At 68.2% G+C, this 17,454-nt stretch carries 19 protein-coding genes; 14 read left to right on the plus strand and 5 right to left on the minus strand.

What is annotated here, in order from left to right:
- Window positions 1-119 precede the first annotated feature (119 nt).
- Entirely contained in the window at window positions 120-1,760 is a 1,641-nt protein-coding gene (locus QQA13_RS09925) for a Na+/H+ antiporter (protein ID WP_108472578.1), read from the plus strand.
- A gap of 61 nt (window positions 1,761-1,821) precedes the next feature.
- Window positions 1,822-2,361 carry a lipocalin family protein gene (locus QQA13_RS09930; protein WP_108472577.1) on the plus strand — a complete coding sequence of 180 codons (540 nt, stop codon included), beginning with the start codon at window positions 1,822-1,824 and terminating at the stop codon, window positions 2,359-2,361.
- A gap of 155 nt (window positions 2,362-2,516) precedes the next feature.
- Here QQA13_RS09930 and QQA13_RS09935 read toward each other — a convergent pair whose 3' ends face one another.
- Window positions 2,517-3,284 carry a hypothetical protein gene (locus QQA13_RS09935; protein WP_108472576.1) on the minus strand — a complete coding sequence of 256 codons (768 nt, stop codon included), beginning with the start codon at window positions 3,282-3,284 and terminating at the stop codon, window positions 2,517-2,519.
- A 203-nt stretch (window positions 3,285-3,487) separates the two neighbouring features.
- Between QQA13_RS09935 and QQA13_RS09940 the strand changes: the two genes are divergently transcribed.
- The 3 genes from QQA13_RS09940 to QQA13_RS09950 all read left to right on the plus strand — a co-directional run bounded on the left by QQA13_RS09940 (window position 3,488) and on the right by QQA13_RS09950 (window position 7,299).
- The gene (locus QQA13_RS09940; protein ID WP_108472575.1) at window positions 3,488-4,870 is read left to right on the plus strand and encodes a sensor domain-containing protein; all 1,383 of its coding nucleotides are present in this window, start codon (window positions 3,488-3,490) and stop codon (window positions 4,868-4,870) included.
- Between the two features lie 171 nt (window positions 4,871-5,041).
- A complete protein-coding gene (locus tag QQA13_RS09945; protein ID WP_108472574.1) occupies window positions 5,042-5,809 on the plus strand; it encodes an ATP-binding cassette domain-containing protein in 768 nt (255 codons plus the stop codon).
- Window positions 5,806-7,299, plus strand: a complete 1,494-nt coding sequence (locus QQA13_RS09950; RefSeq protein WP_428992346.1) for a glycine betaine ABC transporter substrate-binding protein — start codon at window positions 5,806-5,808, stop codon at window positions 7,297-7,299. Before QQA13_RS09945 ends, QQA13_RS09950 begins: the two co-directional genes overlap by 4 nt.
- 7 nt (window positions 7,300-7,306) lie before the next feature.
- On the opposite strand, the gene QQA13_RS09955 is transcribed toward QQA13_RS09950, so the two are convergent.
- The gene (locus QQA13_RS09955) at window positions 7,307-7,651 is read right to left on the minus strand and encodes a zinc ribbon domain-containing protein YjdM (protein ID WP_108472572.1); all 345 of its coding nucleotides are present in this window, start codon (window positions 7,649-7,651) and stop codon (window positions 7,307-7,309) included.
- A gap of 119 nt (window positions 7,652-7,770) precedes the next feature.
- Here QQA13_RS09955 and QQA13_RS09960 point away from each other — a divergent pair, with 119 nt between their 5' ends.
- From QQA13_RS09960 to QQA13_RS09970, 3 genes are all read left to right on the plus strand, one after another.
- Window positions 7,771-8,136 (plus strand): VOC family protein, encoded by a 366-nt coding sequence (locus QQA13_RS09960; RefSeq protein WP_108472571.1) that lies wholly within the window; start codon window positions 7,771-7,773, stop codon window positions 8,134-8,136.
- 62 nt (window positions 8,137-8,198) lie between these two features.
- Window positions 8,199-8,753 carry a beta-lactamase hydrolase domain-containing protein gene (locus QQA13_RS09965; RefSeq protein ID WP_108472570.1) on the plus strand — a complete coding sequence of 185 codons (555 nt, stop codon included), beginning with the start codon at window positions 8,199-8,201 and terminating at the stop codon, window positions 8,751-8,753.
- A 166-nt stretch (window positions 8,754-8,919) separates the two neighbouring features.
- The gene (locus tag QQA13_RS09970) at window positions 8,920-9,789 is read left to right on the plus strand and encodes a DMT family transporter (RefSeq protein ID WP_234411377.1); all 870 of its coding nucleotides are present in this window, start codon (window positions 8,920-8,922) and stop codon (window positions 9,787-9,789) included.
- Between the two features lie 22 nt (window positions 9,790-9,811).
- Here the strand turns inward: QQA13_RS09970 and QQA13_RS09975 are convergent, their stop codons facing one another.
- The 3 genes from QQA13_RS09975 to QQA13_RS09985 form a co-directional block, all read right to left on the minus strand.
- Complete coding sequence (locus QQA13_RS09975; protein WP_108472569.1) at window positions 9,812-10,495, minus strand: 2'-5' RNA ligase family protein; 684 nt, start codon at window positions 10,493-10,495, stop codon at window positions 9,812-9,814.
- A 155-nt stretch (window positions 10,496-10,650) separates the two neighbouring features.
- A complete protein-coding gene (locus tag QQA13_RS09980) occupies window positions 10,651-10,917 on the minus strand; it encodes a DksA/TraR family C4-type zinc finger protein (RefSeq protein ID WP_108472568.1) in 267 nt (88 codons plus the stop codon).
- A gap of 36 nt (window positions 10,918-10,953) precedes the next feature.
- Complete coding sequence (locus tag QQA13_RS09985) at window positions 10,954-11,718, minus strand: tetratricopeptide repeat protein (protein ID WP_108472567.1); 765 nt, start codon at window positions 11,716-11,718, stop codon at window positions 10,954-10,956.
- 132 nt (window positions 11,719-11,850) lie between these two features.
- On the opposite strand from QQA13_RS09985, the gene QQA13_RS09990 reads away from it, so the two are divergent.
- The 6 genes from QQA13_RS09990 to QQA13_RS10015 all read left to right on the plus strand — a co-directional run bounded on the left by QQA13_RS09990 (window position 11,851) and on the right by QQA13_RS10015 (window position 17,449).
- Complete coding sequence (locus tag QQA13_RS09990) at window positions 11,851-13,620, plus strand: acyl-CoA dehydrogenase family protein (protein WP_108472566.1); 1,770 nt, start codon at window positions 11,851-11,853, stop codon at window positions 13,618-13,620.
- A 23-nt stretch (window positions 13,621-13,643) separates the two neighbouring features.
- On the plus strand, window positions 13,644-14,057 hold the full coding sequence (locus QQA13_RS09995; protein ID WP_108472565.1) for an OsmC family protein: 414 nt from the start codon (window positions 13,644-13,646) through the stop codon (window positions 14,055-14,057).
- 201 nt (window positions 14,058-14,258) lie between these two features.
- Entirely contained in the window at window positions 14,259-14,807 is a 549-nt protein-coding gene (locus QQA13_RS10000; protein ID WP_108472564.1) for a cytochrome oxidase, read from the plus strand.
- On the plus strand, window positions 14,804-16,291 hold the full coding sequence (locus QQA13_RS10005) for a cbb3-type cytochrome c oxidase subunit I (RefSeq protein ID WP_108472563.1): 1,488 nt from the start codon (window positions 14,804-14,806) through the stop codon (window positions 16,289-16,291). Before QQA13_RS10000 ends, QQA13_RS10005 begins: the two co-directional genes overlap by 4 nt.
- Complete coding sequence (locus tag QQA13_RS10010) at window positions 16,263-16,880, plus strand: SCO family protein (protein ID WP_108472562.1); 618 nt, start codon at window positions 16,263-16,265, stop codon at window positions 16,878-16,880. The genes QQA13_RS10005 and QQA13_RS10010 overlap by 29 nt, the downstream gene beginning before the upstream one ends.
- The gene (locus tag QQA13_RS10015) at window positions 16,877-17,449 is read left to right on the plus strand and encodes a hypothetical protein (protein WP_108472561.1); all 573 of its coding nucleotides are present in this window, start codon (window positions 16,877-16,879) and stop codon (window positions 17,447-17,449) included. Before QQA13_RS10010 ends, QQA13_RS10015 begins: the two co-directional genes overlap by 4 nt.
- The last annotated feature ends 5 nt before the right edge of the window (window positions 17,450-17,454 follow it).

The raw sequence follows: 17,454 nt of genomic DNA on the forward strand, positions 1-17,454 counted from the left end.
ACGGATCGGCCGCGGGGAGCGTCGATGGTATGCCATGTCGCCTTGCGCATGTCGCTGCGCCGCCACTCGACGGCGCGGCCGTGCTCTTGCTAAGGTCAAAACTCGTCGCCGGAACACGCATGAATTCGATCGAAGTAGCGTTGGCCATGTTGCTGGCCGTGGTCGGCAGCGGCTACCTCGTGCGCATGCTGCCGTTCTCGCTGCCGCTGCCGCTGGTGCAGATCGGGCTGGGTGCGGTGATCGCCGGCGTGTTCAAGCACGGCGTGGCGCTGGATCCGGAGATCTTCTTCCTGCTGTTCCTGCCGCCGCTGCTGTTCCTCGATGGCTGGCGCATCCCCAAGGACGGCTTGCTGCGCGACCGCGGCGCGATCCTGGCGCTGGCGCTGGGCCTGGTGGTGGCCACCGTGATCGGCGCCGGCTTCCTGATCCACTGGCTGATCCCGGCGATGCCGCGGGCGGTGGCGTTCGCGCTGGCCGCGATCGTGTCGCCGACCGATCCGGTGGCGGTGTCGTCGATCACCGCGCGGGTGCCGATCCCGAAGCGGCTGATGCACATCCTCGAAGGCGAGTCGTTGCTCAACGACGCCACCGGCCTGGTCTGCTTCCGCTTCGCCGTGGCGGCGGCGGTGACCGGCGGCTTTTCGCTGCTGTCCGCGTCGCTGACCTTCCTGTGGGTGGCGCTGGCCGGGCTCGGCATCGGCGTGGGGTTCACCGTGGCGGTGAGCTTCGCACAGCGCTGGTTGTCGCGGCACTTCGGCCAGGAGGCCGGCTCGCCGATCCTGATCAGCCTGCTGATCCCGTTTGGCGCCTACCTGCTGGCCGAATACGCGAATGCTTCGGGCATCCTCGCCGCGGTCGCCGCCGGCATCACCATGAGCTACGTCGAACTCAGCGGCCGCCTGCTGGCCACCACGCGGGTGCGGCGCACGGCGGTGTGGAACACCGTGCAGTTCGCCCTGAACGGCATCATGTTCGTGCTGCTGGGCGAGCAGTTGCCCGCCAGCCTGCAGGGCGCGATGGCGTCGGTGGCACAAAGCGGCCATCGCAACCCGTGGTGGCTGCTGGTGTACGCGCTGGCGATCAATATCGGCCTGGCGCTGCTGCGCCTGGCCTGGGTCTGGATCTCGCTGCGGATCAACGTGCTCAAGGCACACCACCGCGGCCACTCCGCGAGCCAACCGCACTGGCGCTTGCTGCTGGCCACCTCGCTGGCCGGCGTGCGCGGCGCGATCACCCTGGCCGGCGTGATGACGCTGCCGCTGCTGCTGCCCGACGGCACGCCCTTCCCCGCGCGCGAGCTGGCGATCTTCCTCGCCACCGCGGTGATCCTGCTGTCGCTGCTGGCCGCCAGCATCGGCTTGCCGCCATTGCTGAAGGGGCTGGAATTGCCGCCGGAGCCGGCGGTGCAGCGGGAAGAAAACCTGGCCCGCCGGACCGCCGCCACCGCAGCGATCGCCGCCATCGAGAAGACCCAGCACGAACTGCTGGAAAAAGCCCCGGCCAGCGAGGTCGACATCTACACCAGCGCGGGTACCCGGGTGATCGCGCTGTACCAGCACTGGCTGGACGAGGACGCCTCCAGCGGGGACGAGGCGCAACACCTGCGCAAGGCCGACGTGGCCGAACGCGAACTGCGCCTGGCTGCCTTGCAGGGCCAACGCGAGGCGATCTTCGAACTGGCGCGCCACCACCACATCTCCGACGAAGTCTCGCGCCGGCTGGTGCGCGAGATCGACCTGCAGGAAGCGCGCTACCGCTAGTGCAGTATCGTTCCATGGCTATTGCCTCATTCGCGCCATGCCCAACCCACGGAGTCAGACCATGCACACGTTCCGCCGGCTGCTGATCCTGGCAGCCCTGGTCATCGCCTGGCCTGCCGCAGCCGCCACCTTGCCGAACCAGCCGGTGCCGTCGCTCGACCTTCACCGCTACGCCGGCCAGTGGCACGAGATCGCGCGGCTGCCGATGTACTTCGAGCGCAAATGCCTGGACGCCGTCGTTGCCACCTACACGCCGAACCCCGACGGCAGCATCCACATCCACAACACCTGCCGCACCAGCAAGGGCCGGATGTCGGTCGACGGCGTGGCGCGGGTGAAGGACAACCAGCCGGGGGCACTGGAGGTGCGCTTCGCGCCCGCCTGGCTGACCTGGCTGCCGATGGCATGGGCCGACTACTGGGTGGTCGAGGTGGACGCCGACTACCAGTGGGCCGTGATCGGCAGCCCCGGGCACGAGCACCTGTGGATACTCTCGCGCCGCCCCACGATGGATCGCGCGCTGTTCCAGACCCTCAGGCAGCACTCGCGCCAGCGCGGCTACCCGGTCGACCGGCTGCTGATGACCGCACCGCTGGATTGAGCGCCGGGCGCCTCACGCCGGGGTGCGTTGCAGGTGTCTTGCGCCTGTACGTTGCTGCCGGCCAGCATGACGGGTGCGGCGGCGCCCAGCGTCGCAAGCGTGGTCATCCGGAAATTAATGCAGGGCCTACTGGTGGTTGTCGGCGGTCGCCGCCATCACGTGGTCGGCACGCCGGCTCCAGCGGCTCGCGGCACCGGTTTCGCGGGTGGCGCCCGCAGCAACTCGGCCGTATCGAGCAACTGCACGCCGGCCGCCTGGGCCAGGTGCCCGCGCAGCCAGTAGCCATGTTCGGCGCCCACGACCACCACGATGCGCTTGCCCGGATTCTCTTTCGCCGCCTGCAGGATGATGCCGAGGAACTGCTGGTTCCAGCGTTCCCAGCCGGTGCGCTCGCCGTTGCCGACCATCGCCTGCTGCAGCTCGTGCTTGGCGCGCAGCACCGAATCGGTCACCGCGTCGTTGACCCGTGTCGGCGACGTCCAGTACGCCTGCAGTCCGATGTAGGCGCCGTCGCTGTAGCGCGAGAACGCCTCGGCCTGCTCCGGTGCCCGTACGCTGAAATCCTGGCCGGCCTGGATGTACGGCGTGAGGATGCCGCTGTACGCGGGATCAGCCGGCTCCATCGCGTAGACGTGGTAATGGTGGCGGTCGATCAGCGGATAGACGACCTCCGTGTATTCCTGCTTGGTCGGCTCCGCCGGACGCCGCTGCAAATCGTCCGGCTGCAGTTCGACGCACAGCACGTCGGGCTGCAACCGCTCGATGGCGCGGCCAAGTGCCTCGAACGAATAGGCCGGCGTGGTGGCATGCAGCTGGTGCAGCGTGGCGAGCACGGCCACCTGGGTCGGCGGGATCGTCGCCGCCCGTAGCGGCAACGCCATGGCCGAGGCCAGCGCCAGAACCAGCAGGATCCGCCTGAACATCACTGTCCCTCGCCCGATGTGTGCAACGCCACCATAAGCCGCCCGGCGCGATGCCGGCCCGTGCCGGAAGCCATCCACGAAAAATAGCCCGCCATTGGGTTTCGCGCCAGGGATGCGCGCGTAGACATTTCCCGCACGGATTCCGGATAGGCTTCGAACTCGGCATAACCGCATCACCAGGCTCCACGCTCGAACAGGTACGAATGAACCAACCGCCTCCTCCGCTGGAATCGGGCGCCGGCCTCCCCTTCAGCAACGTCATGGACCTCCTGCTCGACGCGATCTGCGTGGTCGACGTCCAGGGCCGCTACGTCTTCGTCAGTGCCGCTTTCGAGCGCATCTTCGGCTATACGCCTGAAGAGGTCATCGGCCGGTCGATGCTCGAACTGGTCCACCCCGACGACCGCGAGCGCACCCTGCAGGCGGCGGACGAGATCATGGCCGGCCATTCCAAGCCGCATTTCCAGAACCGCTACGTGCGCAAGGACGGCCGGGTCATCCACATCATGTGGTCGGCGCGCTGGTCGGAGGTGGACCAGGTGCGGATCGCGGTGGCGCGCGATGTCACCGAACTCAAGCGCGCCGAGCTGATGCAGATGGCGCTGCACTCCATCTCCGAGGCGGCGCACCTGGCGGAGGACCTGCTGGCGCTGTTCCGGCACATCCACCGGGTCGTCGGCAAGCTGCTGCCGGCCGACAATTTCTTCGTGGCCCTGTACGACGCGAACAAGGACCAGCTGAGCTTCCCCTACTTCGTCGACGAGTGCGAGCAGCCGCCGCCGACTCAGAGCCTGGATTCCGGCACGCTCAGCAGCGAGGTGATCCGCAGCGGCCAGGCGCTGCTGCTGACGCCGGATACCCGGGTGGAACTGCCCGCACGGGTGGGCCCGATCAGCGGCCGGGATTCGCTGGAATGGCTTGGCGTGCCACTCAACGGGCAGTCGGGCGTGATCGGCGCGCTGGTGGTGCAGAGTTACTCCGGCGAAACACGCTACGGCGAGCAGGACAAGGCGCTGCTGCAGTTCGTCTCCACCCAGATCGCCGCGGCGATCGAGCGCAAGCAGACCCATACCCGCCTGCAGCACCTCGCCCGGCACGACCAGCTCACCGACCTGCCCAACCGCGAGCTGTTCCACGACCGCCTGCACAGCGCACTGGCCATGGCCCGGCGCGAGCAGCGGCGGCTGGCCGTGCTGTACCTCGACCTGGACAAGTTCAAGCCAGTCAACGACCGTCATGGCCACGACATCGGCGACCTGCTGCTGCGCGAGGTGGCCGCGCGCATCAACCACTGCGTGCGCGAATCCGACACGGTCGGGCGCATCGGCGGCGACGAATTCGTGGTGCTGCTCAACGACATCGGCCTGCCCGAACACGCCGTCGTGGTCGCCACGAAGATCCGTGCCGCCCTCGGGCGGCCGTTCGAACTGGCCGGCTGCCGGTTGCAGGTATCGGCGAGCATCGGCATCGCCCTCTATCCCGATCACGGCGAGGACGACAAACAGCTGCTGCGACACGCCGACGACGCGATGTACAACGCCAAACGGCAGGGCGGCAACCGTGCGCTGATGAACGGTGCGCCGTAGCAGTCCGCGAGGTACCCGGTCAACGCAGCGCAGTCACCATTGGCGCCTGAATCCGCTCTGCTGATAGGCTCACGACTGCACCGCAGCCGCTGCGGCACCGGCGCAGTCGCATTGCCCACCGGCCCCGCTTCCCCCGCCACCGGACTGAAGGTCGACACGCCATGACACGCCATGTCCACGGCTGAGTCCTCCGGCGGCATCGCCTTCGCGCTGGCGCAGGCCAGCAAGCGCTACGGCAAACTGCACGCGCTCGAGTGCACCAGCCTGGCGTTCGCCGCCGGCACCACCACGGCACTGATCGGCAGCAGCGGCTCGGGCAAGTCCACCGTATTGCGGCTGCTGCTCGGGCTGGAATGGCCGGACCACGGCCATGTTGAAGTCGACGGTCGGCCCCTGCAGCGCGCCGACGTGCTGTCGCTGCGCCGGCGGGTCGGCTACGTGATCCAGGATGGCGGCCTGTTTCCCCACCTCACCGCACTGGGCAACCTGGCCCTGCTGCCGCGCCACCTGGGCTGGAACCGCGAGCGCATCCGGCAGCGCGCGGAACAACTCGCCGCACTGACCCATCTGCCGGCTGGCGTGCTGGAGCGCTACCCGGCCGAACTGTCCGGCGGCCAGCGCCAGCGCGTGGCGCTGATGCGCGCGCTGATGGCCGATCCCGACGCGCTGCTGCTGGACGAACCGCTGGGCGCGCTCGACCCGGTGGTGCGGCACGAACTGCAGGACGAGCTGAAACAGATCTTCGACCAGCTCGGCAAGACGGTGATCGTGGTCACCCACGACCTGGCCGAGGCGGCCTGGTTCGCCGAACGGCTGGTGCTGCTGCGCCGGGGCGCCGTGCTGCAGGACGGGACGTTCCGCGACCTGCGCGACCGCCCCGCCGATGCGTTCGTCAGCCGCTTCGTCGCGGCGCAGCGACGCTTGCCGGAGGCACCGTGATGCGCGGCACGCTGCCTCTGCTGATCTTGCTGCTGGGCGCCTGCCTGCTGCCCGCGCCGGCACAGGCCACGCCGGTGCGCATCGGTTCCAAGCAGTTCACCGAATCGGTGATCCTGGGTGAAGTGGCGCTGGCCAGCGCGCGCGAGGCCGGCGTCGATGCGGTGCACCGGCGCGAGCTGGGCGGCACCAGCATCCTGTGGCGCGCCCTGCTCGAAGGCGGGATCGACGCCTATCCCGAATACACCGGCACGCTCACCCAGGAACTGCTGAAAGGCGTGCCGGCGAACGCGGACATCGCCACTCTGCGCGCACGACTGAAACCCCTGGGCATCGGCATCACCGACTCGCTCGGCTTCAGCGATACCTATGCGATCGGCATGCGTGCCGACGTCGCCGCGCGGCTGGGCATCGCCGACATTTCCGACCTACTGCAGCACCCCGCCCTGCGCTTCGGCTTCTCCAACGAGTTCATGGACCGGGGCGACGGCTGGCCCGGCCTGCGCCAACGCTACGGCTTGCCGCAGACCAAGGTGAGCGGCCTCGACCACGCGCTGTCATACCGCGCGGTGGCCAGCGGCGCCGTCGACGCGATCGACCTGTACAGCACCGACGCGGAGATTCCCTACTACCACCTGCGCACGCTGCGCGACGACCGCCACTACTTCCCGCGCTACGACGCGGTCTACCTGTACCGCCTGGCGCTGGAGCAAAGCTCGCCCGCCTTCGTCGGCGTGCTGCGCAAGCTCACCGGCAGCATCGACGAGGATGCGATGCGCGCGATGAACGCGCGGGTGAAACTGCGCGGCATCGGCGAAAACGTGGTGGCCGCGGATTTTCTCGGCATCCATGCGGGCGGCCACGATGGCGGGCCGTGGTCGCAGCTGCTCCAGCGCAGCGCCGAACACGTGAAGCTGGTGGCGATCTCGCTGGGACTGGCCATCCTGCTGGCGATCCCGCTGGGCATCCTGGCGGCCCGGCAACGGCGGCTGGGCCAGTGGGTGATCGGCCTGACCGGCGTGCTGCAGACGGTACCGTCGCTGGCGATGTTCGTGTTCATGATCCCGCTGCTCGGCATCGGCACCTGGCCGGCGATCGCCGCGCTGTTCCTGTACAGCCTGCTGCCGATCGTGCGCAACACGCACGCCGGCCTGGTCGGCATCGCGCCGGAATTGCGCGAGTCTGCCGCCGCGCTGGGCCTGCCGCCCGGCGTGCGGCTGCGCCGGGTGGAACTGCCGCTGGCGATGCGCTCTATCCTGGCCGGCATCAAGACCGCCGCGGTGATCAACGTGGGCACAGCCACGCTGGCGGCGCTGATCGGCGCCGGTGGTTATGGCCAGCCGATCCTCACCGGCATCCGGCTGGACGACGTGGGCCTGATCCTGCAGGGCGCGATCCCGGCCGCCGTGCTGGCGCTGCTGGTGCAGAGCCTGTTCGAGCTGGTCGAGCGCCGGCTGACGCCGCGCGGACTGCGGATCGAGGCGCGCCAGTAGGCTCAGCTCAAGCCTTCTTCAGGAAGCACGCCTTCAGCACCAGTCCCTTGATCTTGTCCGAGTTGCCTTCGATGTGTTCGTCGTCGCCGTCGACCAGGCGGATGTTGCGGATCAGCGTGCCCTGCTTCAGCGGGATCGACGAACCCTTCACCTTCAGGTCCTTGATCACCGTCACCGTGTCGCCGCTGTTGAGCACGTTGCCGTTGACGTCGCGCACCACCAGCGTGGCATCGGCCGCAGGCGCACCGGCCGCGATCGGCCACTCGTGGCCGCAGTCGGCGCAGACGTAGTTGTCGCCGTCCGGATAGGTGTTCTCCATCGCGCACAGCGGGCAGGCGGGGATGTCGGACATCGGTCGATCCTGGTCATTCCATCAAGGGGTTGGCGATTATACGGGCGCACGTCGCATGCCTTCACGCGCTCGACATCGGCATGACGCTAGCTTTGCGTGCACCGCCGCGGAGACTTGCCATGCATCCCCACCCGGTTCTCGCCACGGTTGCCGCCAGCGACTTCGCCGCTTCCAGCGACTGGTACGCCCGCCTGTTCGGACGGATGCCGGACAACGGTTCGAACGACTCCTGCGCCGAGTGGCAGATCGCCCGCTGCACGCGGATCCAGGTGTTGCCCAGGAGCGAGTTGGACGAGACGAGCCCGCATGCCGGCTCGGTATCGCTCGGCATCATCGTGGACGATCTCGACGAGATCCTGCTCGGCCTGCAGGGACGGCAGATCGACGTACCGTCGCCGCAACTGGCGACCCACTACGTGCGCTTCGCCCCGGTATGCGATCCGGACGGCAACCTGGTGACTTTCGTGGAGTCGGCCGCCGCCTGAGGGCCTGTTCGAAGTCTCCGGCCCGGCTATCCTGATCGCATCCCGCCCTCAGGTATCCACCGATGTACCGTCCGCTGCTGCTGTTGCTGGCACTTGCCATGCTCGTCTCCGTTTCCGTCGCCGCCGCGCCGGAAGAAGCCGCCATGGCCGGGCTTGCCCATGTCGCGTTCCCGGCGCCGCACCGCGTGGCCTCCGGGCGTTTGCAGGCCGGTGACATCGCCACGCTGAAACGCGCCGGCATCCGCCAGGTGATCGATCTCAGCCTGGACAGCGAGACGCCCGGCTTCGACGAAGCCGCCGCCGTGCGGGCAGCCGGCATCGGCTACCACAACCTGCCGATCCGCGGCGCCGGCGACCTGACCCGCGCCCGGGTCGTGCAGTTCGACCGCCTGCTGCGCGACGCCGGCGACCAGCCGACCCTGGTGCATTGCGCCAGCGGCAACCGGGTGGGTGCGATGATCGCCCTGCGTGCCGCGCTGATCGACGGCCTGCCGGCCGAGGCTGCGCTGGCGGAAGGTCGGCGCTGGGGACTGAAGGGCCTGGAACCGGCCGTGCGCGAGCGGCTGCAGGCGTGGTCGGGCGGTGGAACAGACACCGCAGCACCGCCCGCGCACTGAGGTTCCTCGCCAGGCAGCGCAACAACACCGCCACCGGCCGGGCGAAAGCCGATGCGCGGGTGGGGTACCATGCGCGCCTCCCCCAGCTTCCCACGGCACGGTCCTGGACCCGATCCCTGCATCGCCGCCCACCTCCACGCCGCTGCCGCTGCGCGCGGTGCTGCTGATGCTGGGCAGCGCCGGTTTCTTCGCGCTGATGGCGGTGTCGATCCGGCTCGCTTCCGCCCAGTTGCACCCGTTCCAGATCACCTTTTTCCGCAGCACCTTCGGCGCACTGTTCGCGCTGCCGCTGCTGTATGTGCACGGCTGGCAGCTGCTGCACACGCCACGCTTCGGCTTCTACGTGATGCGCTGCGTACTCGGCATGGGCGGCATGCTGGCCGGCTTCTGGGCGATCGTGAACCTGCCGCTGGCCGAGGCGGTGGCGCTGTCGTATTCCTCGCCGCTGTTCGTCACCATCGGCGCAGTGCTGTTCCTCGGCGAGGTGGTGCGCCTGCGCCGCTGGAGCGCGGTGGTGGCCGGCTTCATCGGCGTGCTGGTGATCGTGCGGCCCGGCAGTGACGCGTTCACCGCCGGCAGCCTGGTCGCGCTGCTGGCGGCGGGATTGACCGGTGCGGTGACGATCAGCATCAAGTCGCTGACCGGCAGCGAGCCGGCCGACCGCATCGTGCTGCTGACCACCCTGCTGTGGGTGCCGCTGTCGCTGCCCGCCGCGCTGCCCGTATGGCAATGGCCGCACGCCGGCATCTGGCCGTGGCTGGTGCTGTCCGGCGCGCTCGGCACCAGTGGGCATTACTGCTGGACGCGCGCGCTGCGGCTGGCCGACGCCTCGTTGCTGGCGCCGTTCAGTTACCTGCAGCTGCTGATCGTGGCGGTGTTGGCCTGGTGGATCTTCGGCGAAGAGGTGGACCACTACACCGCGGCGGGCGCCGCCATCATCATCGGCGCCAGCCTGTACATCGCCCACCGCGAACACAACCTGGCGCGCCAGCGGCGTCGCGAGGCGTGCACCGCGAACGCCGAGCCGTCGATCTGACGCGAGCCGCGTCCGGTGCCGATCACTCCCCGTCGAACCAGTCCGGCAGTTCCGCAAGGTCCGGCAGGCTGGCCATCTCCGCCAGCAGGTCGAGCGGCTCGGGCGCGGCTACCGCCGCCAGCGGCCAGCGACCAACCACTTCGTACTTCGACTGGCCGAAGAAGCTGCGGATCAGCACGAACTCGGACACGCGCCAGTGGATTGCCGCGACCGATTCCTCGATCGCATCGACCGCATGGCCATGCAGCAGGCTCACGTGCGGCAGGAAGCTGGACACGCCACTGACCTGCAGGCCCACACGAAGCTGCGCCGCGGCAATCGCCTTGCGCAGGCTCAGCGCCGCCTCGGTAGTGGCGCTGTCCGCGCACAACACGAACGGAAACTGCCCGTCCCTGGCGCTGAAGCGCATCGCCGCATCCAGCGTGGCCACGAACCCCGGCGCACGCACTTCGCCGGCCGCGGCCAGCAGCGCCTCCTCCAGCGGCTGCCGCAATCGCCACTCGGGCTTGCCCATCGGGCACAGCGTCAGGTGCAGGCTGTCGATGCCGACCGGCGATCCGCTGACCCGGTGCGATTTGCGGAAACGCTCGCCCACGCCGGCGATCGCATTGCGTGCCTGCTCATCCGGCAGCAACGCGAAGAAATAGTTGATGCCAGCGGCGAGTTCGGATGGGTTCGATGCGGTAGAAATGGCCTGTGCCTCCAAGCAATCACGCCAGTAATCCGTTGCCAACCGCCCCGCGAGACCCGGGTCGGCCCGGTCGATAGAGCCCGAGCTTGCCGCTTGTCGACGGAGCGCACAAGCACCCGCCCCCACGCGCCCGCGCTTCCGTGCGGCGGTTGTCGTTTGCGCGCACCCGTTCAGCGCAGCTGGCTGTCCTTGCTGCCGCGGCGATTGTACAGACCGGCACTGCGCTGCCCCGCATCCTGCGCTTCCTGGCAGGCCACGCACAGGCGCACGCCAGGCACGGCCTTGCGCCGTGCCGCGGGAATCGGCGCATCGCATTCCTCGCAGTGCTTCAGGCCCGGCCCCTGGCGCAGCTGCTGGCGCGCCCGCTGCACCGCGTCGCTGACCGTGGCGTCGATCTGGTCCTGTACCGCGCCGTCGCCTGCCCAACCGGTTGCCATGGCCCTACCTCCGCAAATCGGGATCGTGGGCGGCGCTCAGTGCGCCTTCGCCCGCAAGCCCTGGATATAGTTCAGTTCGCCCAAGGACTTGGGTTCGCCGGGAACGAGTTTCAAGCAGCCCTGGTAGGCCCCGGCCGCCTCGTCGAGCCGATGCAGTTCGACCAGTGCGTAACCCTGACCACGCAGTGCCACGCACTTCAACCGGGTGGCTTGCGCGGGCGTGGCGCCGCTGATGTCCGCATCGCCCTCGGCCTCCTGGTACAGAGCCAGCATCCTCTTCCAGTCTCCGTCGCGCTGATAGGTGAACGCGAGTTCGCTCTTGTACTGGCTGTCCATCGGCGACAAGGCCAGGGCCTTTTCCAGTTCGGCCCGTGCATCCGCATAACGGGCCATCTCGCTGTAGGCGTAGCCGCGAGCCCAGTACGCCATCGCCCAGGCCGGGCCGATTACCTGCACCGGCACGTCCGCCTTGCCATTGACTGCCTTGCTGCCCAGCCCGGCGTAGGTCAGTCCATCGACCATGCCGCGGGCGCAGAACACCTTGCCGGGCTTGCCCGCATACATCGTTTCGTACTTGTCGACGACCTCGGTCAACGGCCCCTCGACCGCCAGCTGGATCCTGCCGCTTTCGATCATCTTCAGCGCGTCGTGCACCTTCTGCAGGTCGGCGTCGGCCGCTGACTCGCCCGTTTCGTCGAGGGTCAGCGTGATGGTGTTGGCCGGCCTGGTCGGCGCGTGCGACGCGCAGCCCGCCAGCAGGAGCGGCGCCGTCAGCGCCGCGAAGATGCCGAAACGATGCATGGACTTCCCCTGTTGAAATGCCTGGCGAGCATACCGCGGCCACCGGGCGATCCGGCCTGCGGCGATTGGCGGCATCGCCTTCGGCGCCCCAGGTGCCAGAATGCGCTTTCCACCCCGCCAGGAGAATGCGTCGTGAACACGCCATCGCCCGCCACCCATGAGCAGCCCGCACTGCGCAGCGACGACAGCGCCGCCAAGCAGCTGTTCCTGGGCAACATCCTGGAGGAGAACCTGTTCCCCTACCCCGAGATCAACGCGCGCGACAGGGAAATGCTGGGCGCCATGACCGACGCGATCGACCAGTTCCTCGCCGACAAGGGCGCCGCACTGAAGCAGTACGACCGCGACGCCGAGCAGCCAGCCGGGTTCATCCAGGCGCTGCGCGAGATGGGCCTGTTCGGCCTGATCATCCCCGAGCAGTTCGGCGGCATGGAACTGTCCAACGGCGCCTACGCACGCGTGCTGGGTCAGACCAGCAGCCACGACAGCTCGGTCTCGCTGACCATCGGCGCGCACAGCTCGATCGGCATGAAAGGTCTGCTGCTGTTCGGCAGCGACGAGCAGAAACAACGCTACCTGCCGAAGCTGGCCAGCGGCGAGATGATCGCTGCGTTCTGCCTCACCGAATCCGGCGCCGGCTCCGACGCCGCCTCGATCCGCACCAAGGCAACGCGCAACGACGACGGCAGCTGGACGCTTTCGGGCGAGAAGATCTGGATCACCAACGGCGGCATCGCCGACTTCTACACCGTGTTCGCGCGCACCGACACGCCGGAGGGCAAGATCACCGCGTTCCTGGTCGAGGCGAAGTGGCCCGGCGTGAGCCACGGCCCGCACGAAGACAAGATGGGCATCCGCGCATCAAGCACCACCACGGTCGCATTCGCCGACGTGCGGGTGCCGCCGGAAAACGTGCTGGGCCCGGTCGGCAAGGGCTTCAAGGTGGCGATGAGCATCTTGAACAGCGGCCGCACCGGTCTGGGCGGCGGCGCAGTCGGCGGCATGCGCACGCTGATCCGCCTGGCCAGCGCGCAGGCGAAGGAGCGCAAGCAGTTCGGCCAGTCGATCGCCGAGTTCGGCCTGGTGCGCGAGAAGATCGCGCAGATGACGGTGGACTGCTTCGCCGCCGAGAGCGCGGTGTGGATGGTGGCGCACCTGATCGACGGCGGCGGCAGCGATTACTCGGTCGAGGCGGCGATGAGCAAGGTGTTCGCCAGCGAGGCGGTGCAGCGCGCGTCCTACGAGGCGCTGCAGATCGCCGCCGGCAACGGCTTCATGCGCGAGTTTCCGTACGAGCAGATCACCCGCGACACGCGCATCCTGTCGATCTTCGAGGGCACCAACGAGATCCTGCGGCTGTACATCGCGCTGTCCGGCCTGAAGGGCGTGGGCGCGGGCCTCTCCGAGCTGAAGGCCGCCGTGGGCGACATTTTCAACGAGCCGATCAAGGGCTTCGGCGTGCTCGGCAGCTACACCGGCCGGCGCATGCGCGAGGCTACCGGCTACGGCATCGACCGCATCGCACACGAGCTGTCGCCGCGGCTGCGCAAGGTCGCCGCCACCTACGAGAAATACACGGTGGAACTGTCCAGATCCTCCGACGCGCTGCTGCGCCGCTACGGCAAGAAGGCGGCCGACATGCAGCACGCGCAGAAGCGCCTGGCCGACATCGCGATCGACCTGTTCGTGGGCCTGTGCGTGCTGTCGCGCGCCGACAGCCTGCTGAAGCAGGCGCATCCCGCTGCGGACGAAGCCGTAAGCATCGCCGAAGTATTCGCCCGGCAGGCGCGCCGGCGCATGGCGCGTAACGTGCGCGGTCTGGAACGCAACGAGGACGAGGCGATCGAACAGCTGGCCGGCGCGGTGCTCGCGCACGACGGCTACATGTGGGACGTGATCTGAAACCCGACGCAGGAGTACCCGCCATGAGCATCCCCACCGTCCGCGCCAGCACCGGCGGCGCGCCGTACGCAGTCGAGTTCACCGACGACCAGGGCAACACCTGGCACGCCGACGAACCAGTCGAGGAAGGCGGTGCCAACACCGGCCCGGCGCCGCACCGGCTGCTGCTGTCCGCGCTGGGCGCCTGCACCGCGATCACGCTGCAGATGTACGCAGCGCGCAAGGGCTGGCCGCTGCAACATGTCGACGTCGAGCTCGCCTTCAACCCCGACGGCACGCCCGAGTCGGGCAACGACATCACCCGCGTGATCACCTTGCGCGGCGAGCTGGACGACGCGCAGCGCGAGCGCCTGCTGCAGATCGCCAACAAGTGCCCAATCCACAAGGTGCTGACCGGCGAGGTGCGCATCGCCTCGCGACTCGGCGACTCCCCGTGACGCCCTGATACCGCGGTTCGGGCCGCCATTCGACAGGTTGTCGTGCCGGCGTCATGCGCGCCGCAACACGGCCGTCTGGAAGGCTATTCCGTGACAGGCCTCGCTGCCGCCATCACGACCTCCCCGCCATCTTTCCTTGACACTGCTGCCGAGACGGCGTAGACGGGCTTGGACGTGGCGCTTTCCGGGGAGAGCACGACCATGATCTTCCAGAACATGATCTGGGCCATCACGCTGACGGGGATGGGGCTGGTGGCACTGGGCTTCGTCTATGCCATCGTCCAGGCCGGCAGGCCGGCCGGGACCGCCGAGGCCGCACGCGCCCACCGAAGTTCCATCACCTTGCGCCGCGGACTGTTCCTGGCGCTGCTGCTGCTTGGCATCGGGATCGCCTGGGCCAGCCTGCGACCCTTTCCCATTCCGCTGCAACACGAACCGCTGCAGGCCGCGCAGGTCGTCAACGTTGTCGGCCATCAATGGACCTGGGATGTCAGCGAGACCCGGCTCACGGTCGACGAGCCCGTCGAGTTCCGTGTTACCAGCGACGACGTGAACCACGGCTTCGCGATCTACGCGCCGGATGGCCGTATCGTCATCCAGACCCAGGCGATGCCCGGCTTCACCAACAAGATCCTGTACACCTTCCGCACGCCGGGCACCTACCGGATCATGTGCCTCGAATACTGCGGCGTCGCCCACAACGGGATGACCGCCGAACTCGACGTCGCCGCCCGGGGGCACAAGTCATGAGCTCGCTCGAACTCTACCCGCAGGACGAAAGACTGCCGCGCGGCGAACACGTGGCGTTCAACCTGTACATGATCACCGCGTTGCTGCTGTTCGTGCTGATGATGCTGCTGGGCCTGACCATGCGCATGACCCAGGCTGACTGGACGCCGGTCCAGGCCGCGATGTTCTACAAGGTCATGACCATGCACGGCGCCGGCATGGTTGGCACCATGAGCCTGGCCAGCACCGCGGTGATGTGGTTCTTCCTGCGCAAGTACGTGTCGTTGCACCTGTGGGCGTTCGTGAGCAACTACGTGCTGTTCATGCTGGGCGCGCTGTGCATCATCGGGGCGGTATTCATCGGCAACTTCGCCAGTGCGTGGACTTTCCTGTACCCGCTGCCGGTGCACTCGATGGGCCAGTGGAGCAACGGCGCCGCCGCCGTGTTCATGGTCGGCTACCTGCTGATCGGCGTGGGCATGCTGCTGTTCTACCTGGATGCCGCCGCGGCGATCATCCGCCGCTTCGGCAACCTGGGTCGCGGACTGGGGCTGCAATGGCTGTTCGGCGGCGAGATCGATCCGAACCATCCCAAGGCCGTGGTCGCCAGCACCATGGTGATCATCGCCAACTCGCTCGGCATCCTGGCCGGCGCGGTGGTACTGGTGATGTGCCTGATCAATGCCTACGACCCGGAGGTGGCGCTGAACGCGCTGGTGGTGAAGAACCTGATCTACTGGTTCGGCCACATGATCATCAACGCCACCATCTACATGGGCGTGATCGCCGTCTACGAATTGCTGCCGCGCTACACCGGCAAACCCTACGGGGTCTCGCGGCCGTTCCTGTGGTCGTGGGCGGCGAGCACCGTATTCGTGATCATCGTGTTCCCGCACCATCTGCTGATGGATTACGCCGAGCCGCGCTGGATGCTGGTGATGGGCCAGATCATCTCCTACGCGGCCGGCTTCCCGGTGTTCCTGGTCACCGCCTACGGTGTACTGACCAACATCCACCGCTCCGGGTTGCGCTGGAAGATGCCCTCGATGCTGGCCGTGCTGGCGCTGTTCGGCTGGGCCGCCGGCATCGTGCCGGCGATCATCGACGGCACCATCAGCGTCAACCGGGTGATGCACAACACACAATGGGTGCCGGGACACTTCCACTTCTACCTGCTGCTCGGCGTGCTGCCGATGATCCTCACCCTGCTCTACCACGTGGTCGGCAGTCGCCAGCAGGCGCCGGTCAACAGCGGAACCGACCGCGCCGGCCTGCTCCTGTATGTCGTGGGCGGCATCAGCTTCTGCATGGTGTTCCTGTACGCCGGCCACATGAGCGTGGCGCGGCGCTTCGCGGCGCACCTGCCGGAATGGCTGCCGTACGACCGGGCCGGTTCCATCGCCGCGATGGTGCTGATCCTGGGCATGCTGCTGTTCGCCACGCGCATCATCGTCGGCCTGCTCAAGGCGCCGGTCGATGCCGATCCTGCGCACCCTGCTGGCTAGCGCCCTGCTGCTGGTGCTCGGTGGCGCCGTGCTGACGGTCGCCACCGACGGTTTCCACGCGTTCACCAGCGAAACCGCGCGCCGCCTTGCGGTGCGGCGACACCCGCCACCGGTGCCGGCCGTGACGCTGGAAACCCAGTCCGGCGCACACGTCAACCTGGCCGAGCTGCGTGGGCGCTGGGTGCTGGTCGACTTCGTCTACACCCGCTGCCTCAGCTGGTGCCTGGCGCTGGGCGGCGAATTTGCGCAATTGCAGGATCAGCTCGCCGCGCCGCTGGCCGACGGCAGGCTGGTGCTGCTCAGCATCAGTTTCGACCCGACGCACGACACGCCGGCCGAACTTGCCGCCTACCAGAAACGCTTTCGTGACCGCGGCCCCGGCTGGATCGCCGCCCGACCAGTCAGCGATGACGGGCTGCGGCAGCTGCTGCGCACGTTCGGCGTCACCGTGGTGCCGGACGGGATGGGCGGCTACGTGCACAACGCCGCGATCCAGGTCGTCGATCCGCAAGGACGGCTGGTGCAGATCCTCGATGCGGGCAATCCGCAAGCGGTCGCGCAGACCGTGCGCAGCAAGCTCGAACGATGATCACCGGCCTGCAGCGCCCGGCCCCGGCCTTCGCCGCGCTGTTGTTCGCGGCCTTGCTGCTGCCGCCGTCGCGGCAACTGCTGGAAAGCCGCATGGTTCTGCAGATGCTGGTGCAGATCCCGCTGTTGATCGGCGTCGGCTACCTGCTGCCGGCCGCGCTGCCGCCGCGGCTCGACGCCAGCATCGCGCGCTGGAATTACCACGGCATCACCAGCCTGGTGCTGGCCAGTCTGGCCGGCATGTTCTGGATGCTGCCACGCTCGCTGGATGCTGCCGTCAGCGAGGCCTGGATGGCGTTCGCCAAATTCACCAGCGTGCCGCTGCTGATCGGCCTGCCGTTGGGGCTGGGCTGGCCGCGCATGGGTTTTGTGGTGCGCGGCGTATTCCTGCTCGAACTGATCGCCACGTTTTTCCGGCTGGGCTGGCTGTACCTGGTCTCGCCGGTACGCCTGTGCAACAACTACCTGCTCGACGACCAGCAACGCGCGGGCGAAGCCATGCTGGCGATCGGCAGCCTCCTGCTGGCCGGCGTGGCCATCAAGTTGCTGTGGGGACGTTTCGACCGATAGTAAGC

Origin of the sequence: Rhodanobacter thiooxydans, from assembly GCF_030291135.1 — a bacterium.
GTDB lineage: Bacteria > Pseudomonadota > Gammaproteobacteria > Xanthomonadales > Rhodanobacteraceae > Rhodanobacter > Rhodanobacter thiooxydans_A.

What these genes read in the sequence shown, in the direction of transcription:
- QQA13_RS09925 (WP_108472578.1), top strand. Translation starts at nt 120, where the DNA reads ATGAATTCGATCGAAGTAGCGTTGGCCATGTTGCTGGCCGTGGTCGGC.
- QQA13_RS09930 (WP_108472577.1), top strand. Translation starts at nt 1,822, where the DNA reads ATGCACACGTTCCGCCGGCTGCTGATCCTGGCAGCCCTGGTCATCGCC.
- QQA13_RS09935 (WP_108472576.1), bottom strand. Translation starts at nt 3,284, where the DNA reads ATGTTCAGGCGGATCCTGCTGGTTCTGGCGCTGGCCTCGGCCATGGCG.
- QQA13_RS09940 (WP_108472575.1), top strand. Translation starts at nt 3,488, where the DNA reads ATGAACCAACCGCCTCCTCCGCTGGAATCGGGCGCCGGCCTCCCCTTC.
- QQA13_RS09945 (WP_108472574.1), top strand. Translation starts at nt 5,042, where the DNA reads ATGTCCACGGCTGAGTCCTCCGGCGGCATCGCCTTCGCGCTGGCGCAG.
- QQA13_RS09955 (WP_108472572.1), bottom strand. Translation starts at nt 7,651, where the DNA reads ATGTCCGACATCCCCGCCTGCCCGCTGTGCGCGATGGAGAACACCTAT.
- QQA13_RS09960 (WP_108472571.1), top strand. Translation starts at nt 7,771, where the DNA reads ATGCATCCCCACCCGGTTCTCGCCACGGTTGCCGCCAGCGACTTCGCC.
- QQA13_RS09965 (WP_108472570.1), top strand. Translation starts at nt 8,199, where the DNA reads ATGTACCGTCCGCTGCTGCTGTTGCTGGCACTTGCCATGCTCGTCTCC.
- QQA13_RS09970 (WP_234411377.1), top strand. Translation starts at nt 8,920, where the DNA reads ATGCTGGGCAGCGCCGGTTTCTTCGCGCTGATGGCGGTGTCGATCCGG.
- QQA13_RS09980 (WP_108472568.1), bottom strand. Translation starts at nt 10,917, where the DNA reads ATGGCAACCGGTTGGGCAGGCGACGGCGCGGTACAGGACCAGATCGAC.
- QQA13_RS09985 (WP_108472567.1), bottom strand. Translation starts at nt 11,718, where the DNA reads ATGCATCGTTTCGGCATCTTCGCGGCGCTGACGGCGCCGCTCCTGCTG.
- QQA13_RS09995 (WP_108472565.1), top strand. Translation starts at nt 13,644, where the DNA reads ATGAGCATCCCCACCGTCCGCGCCAGCACCGGCGGCGCGCCGTACGCA.
- QQA13_RS10000 (WP_108472564.1), top strand. Translation starts at nt 14,259, where the DNA reads ATGATCTTCCAGAACATGATCTGGGCCATCACGCTGACGGGGATGGGG.
- QQA13_RS10005 (WP_108472563.1), top strand. Translation starts at nt 14,804, where the DNA reads ATGAGCTCGCTCGAACTCTACCCGCAGGACGAAAGACTGCCGCGCGGC.
- QQA13_RS10010 (WP_108472562.1), top strand. Translation starts at nt 16,263, where the DNA reads ATGCCGATCCTGCGCACCCTGCTGGCTAGCGCCCTGCTGCTGGTGCTC.
- QQA13_RS10015 (WP_108472561.1), top strand. Translation starts at nt 16,877, where the DNA reads ATGATCACCGGCCTGCAGCGCCCGGCCCCGGCCTTCGCCGCGCTGTTG.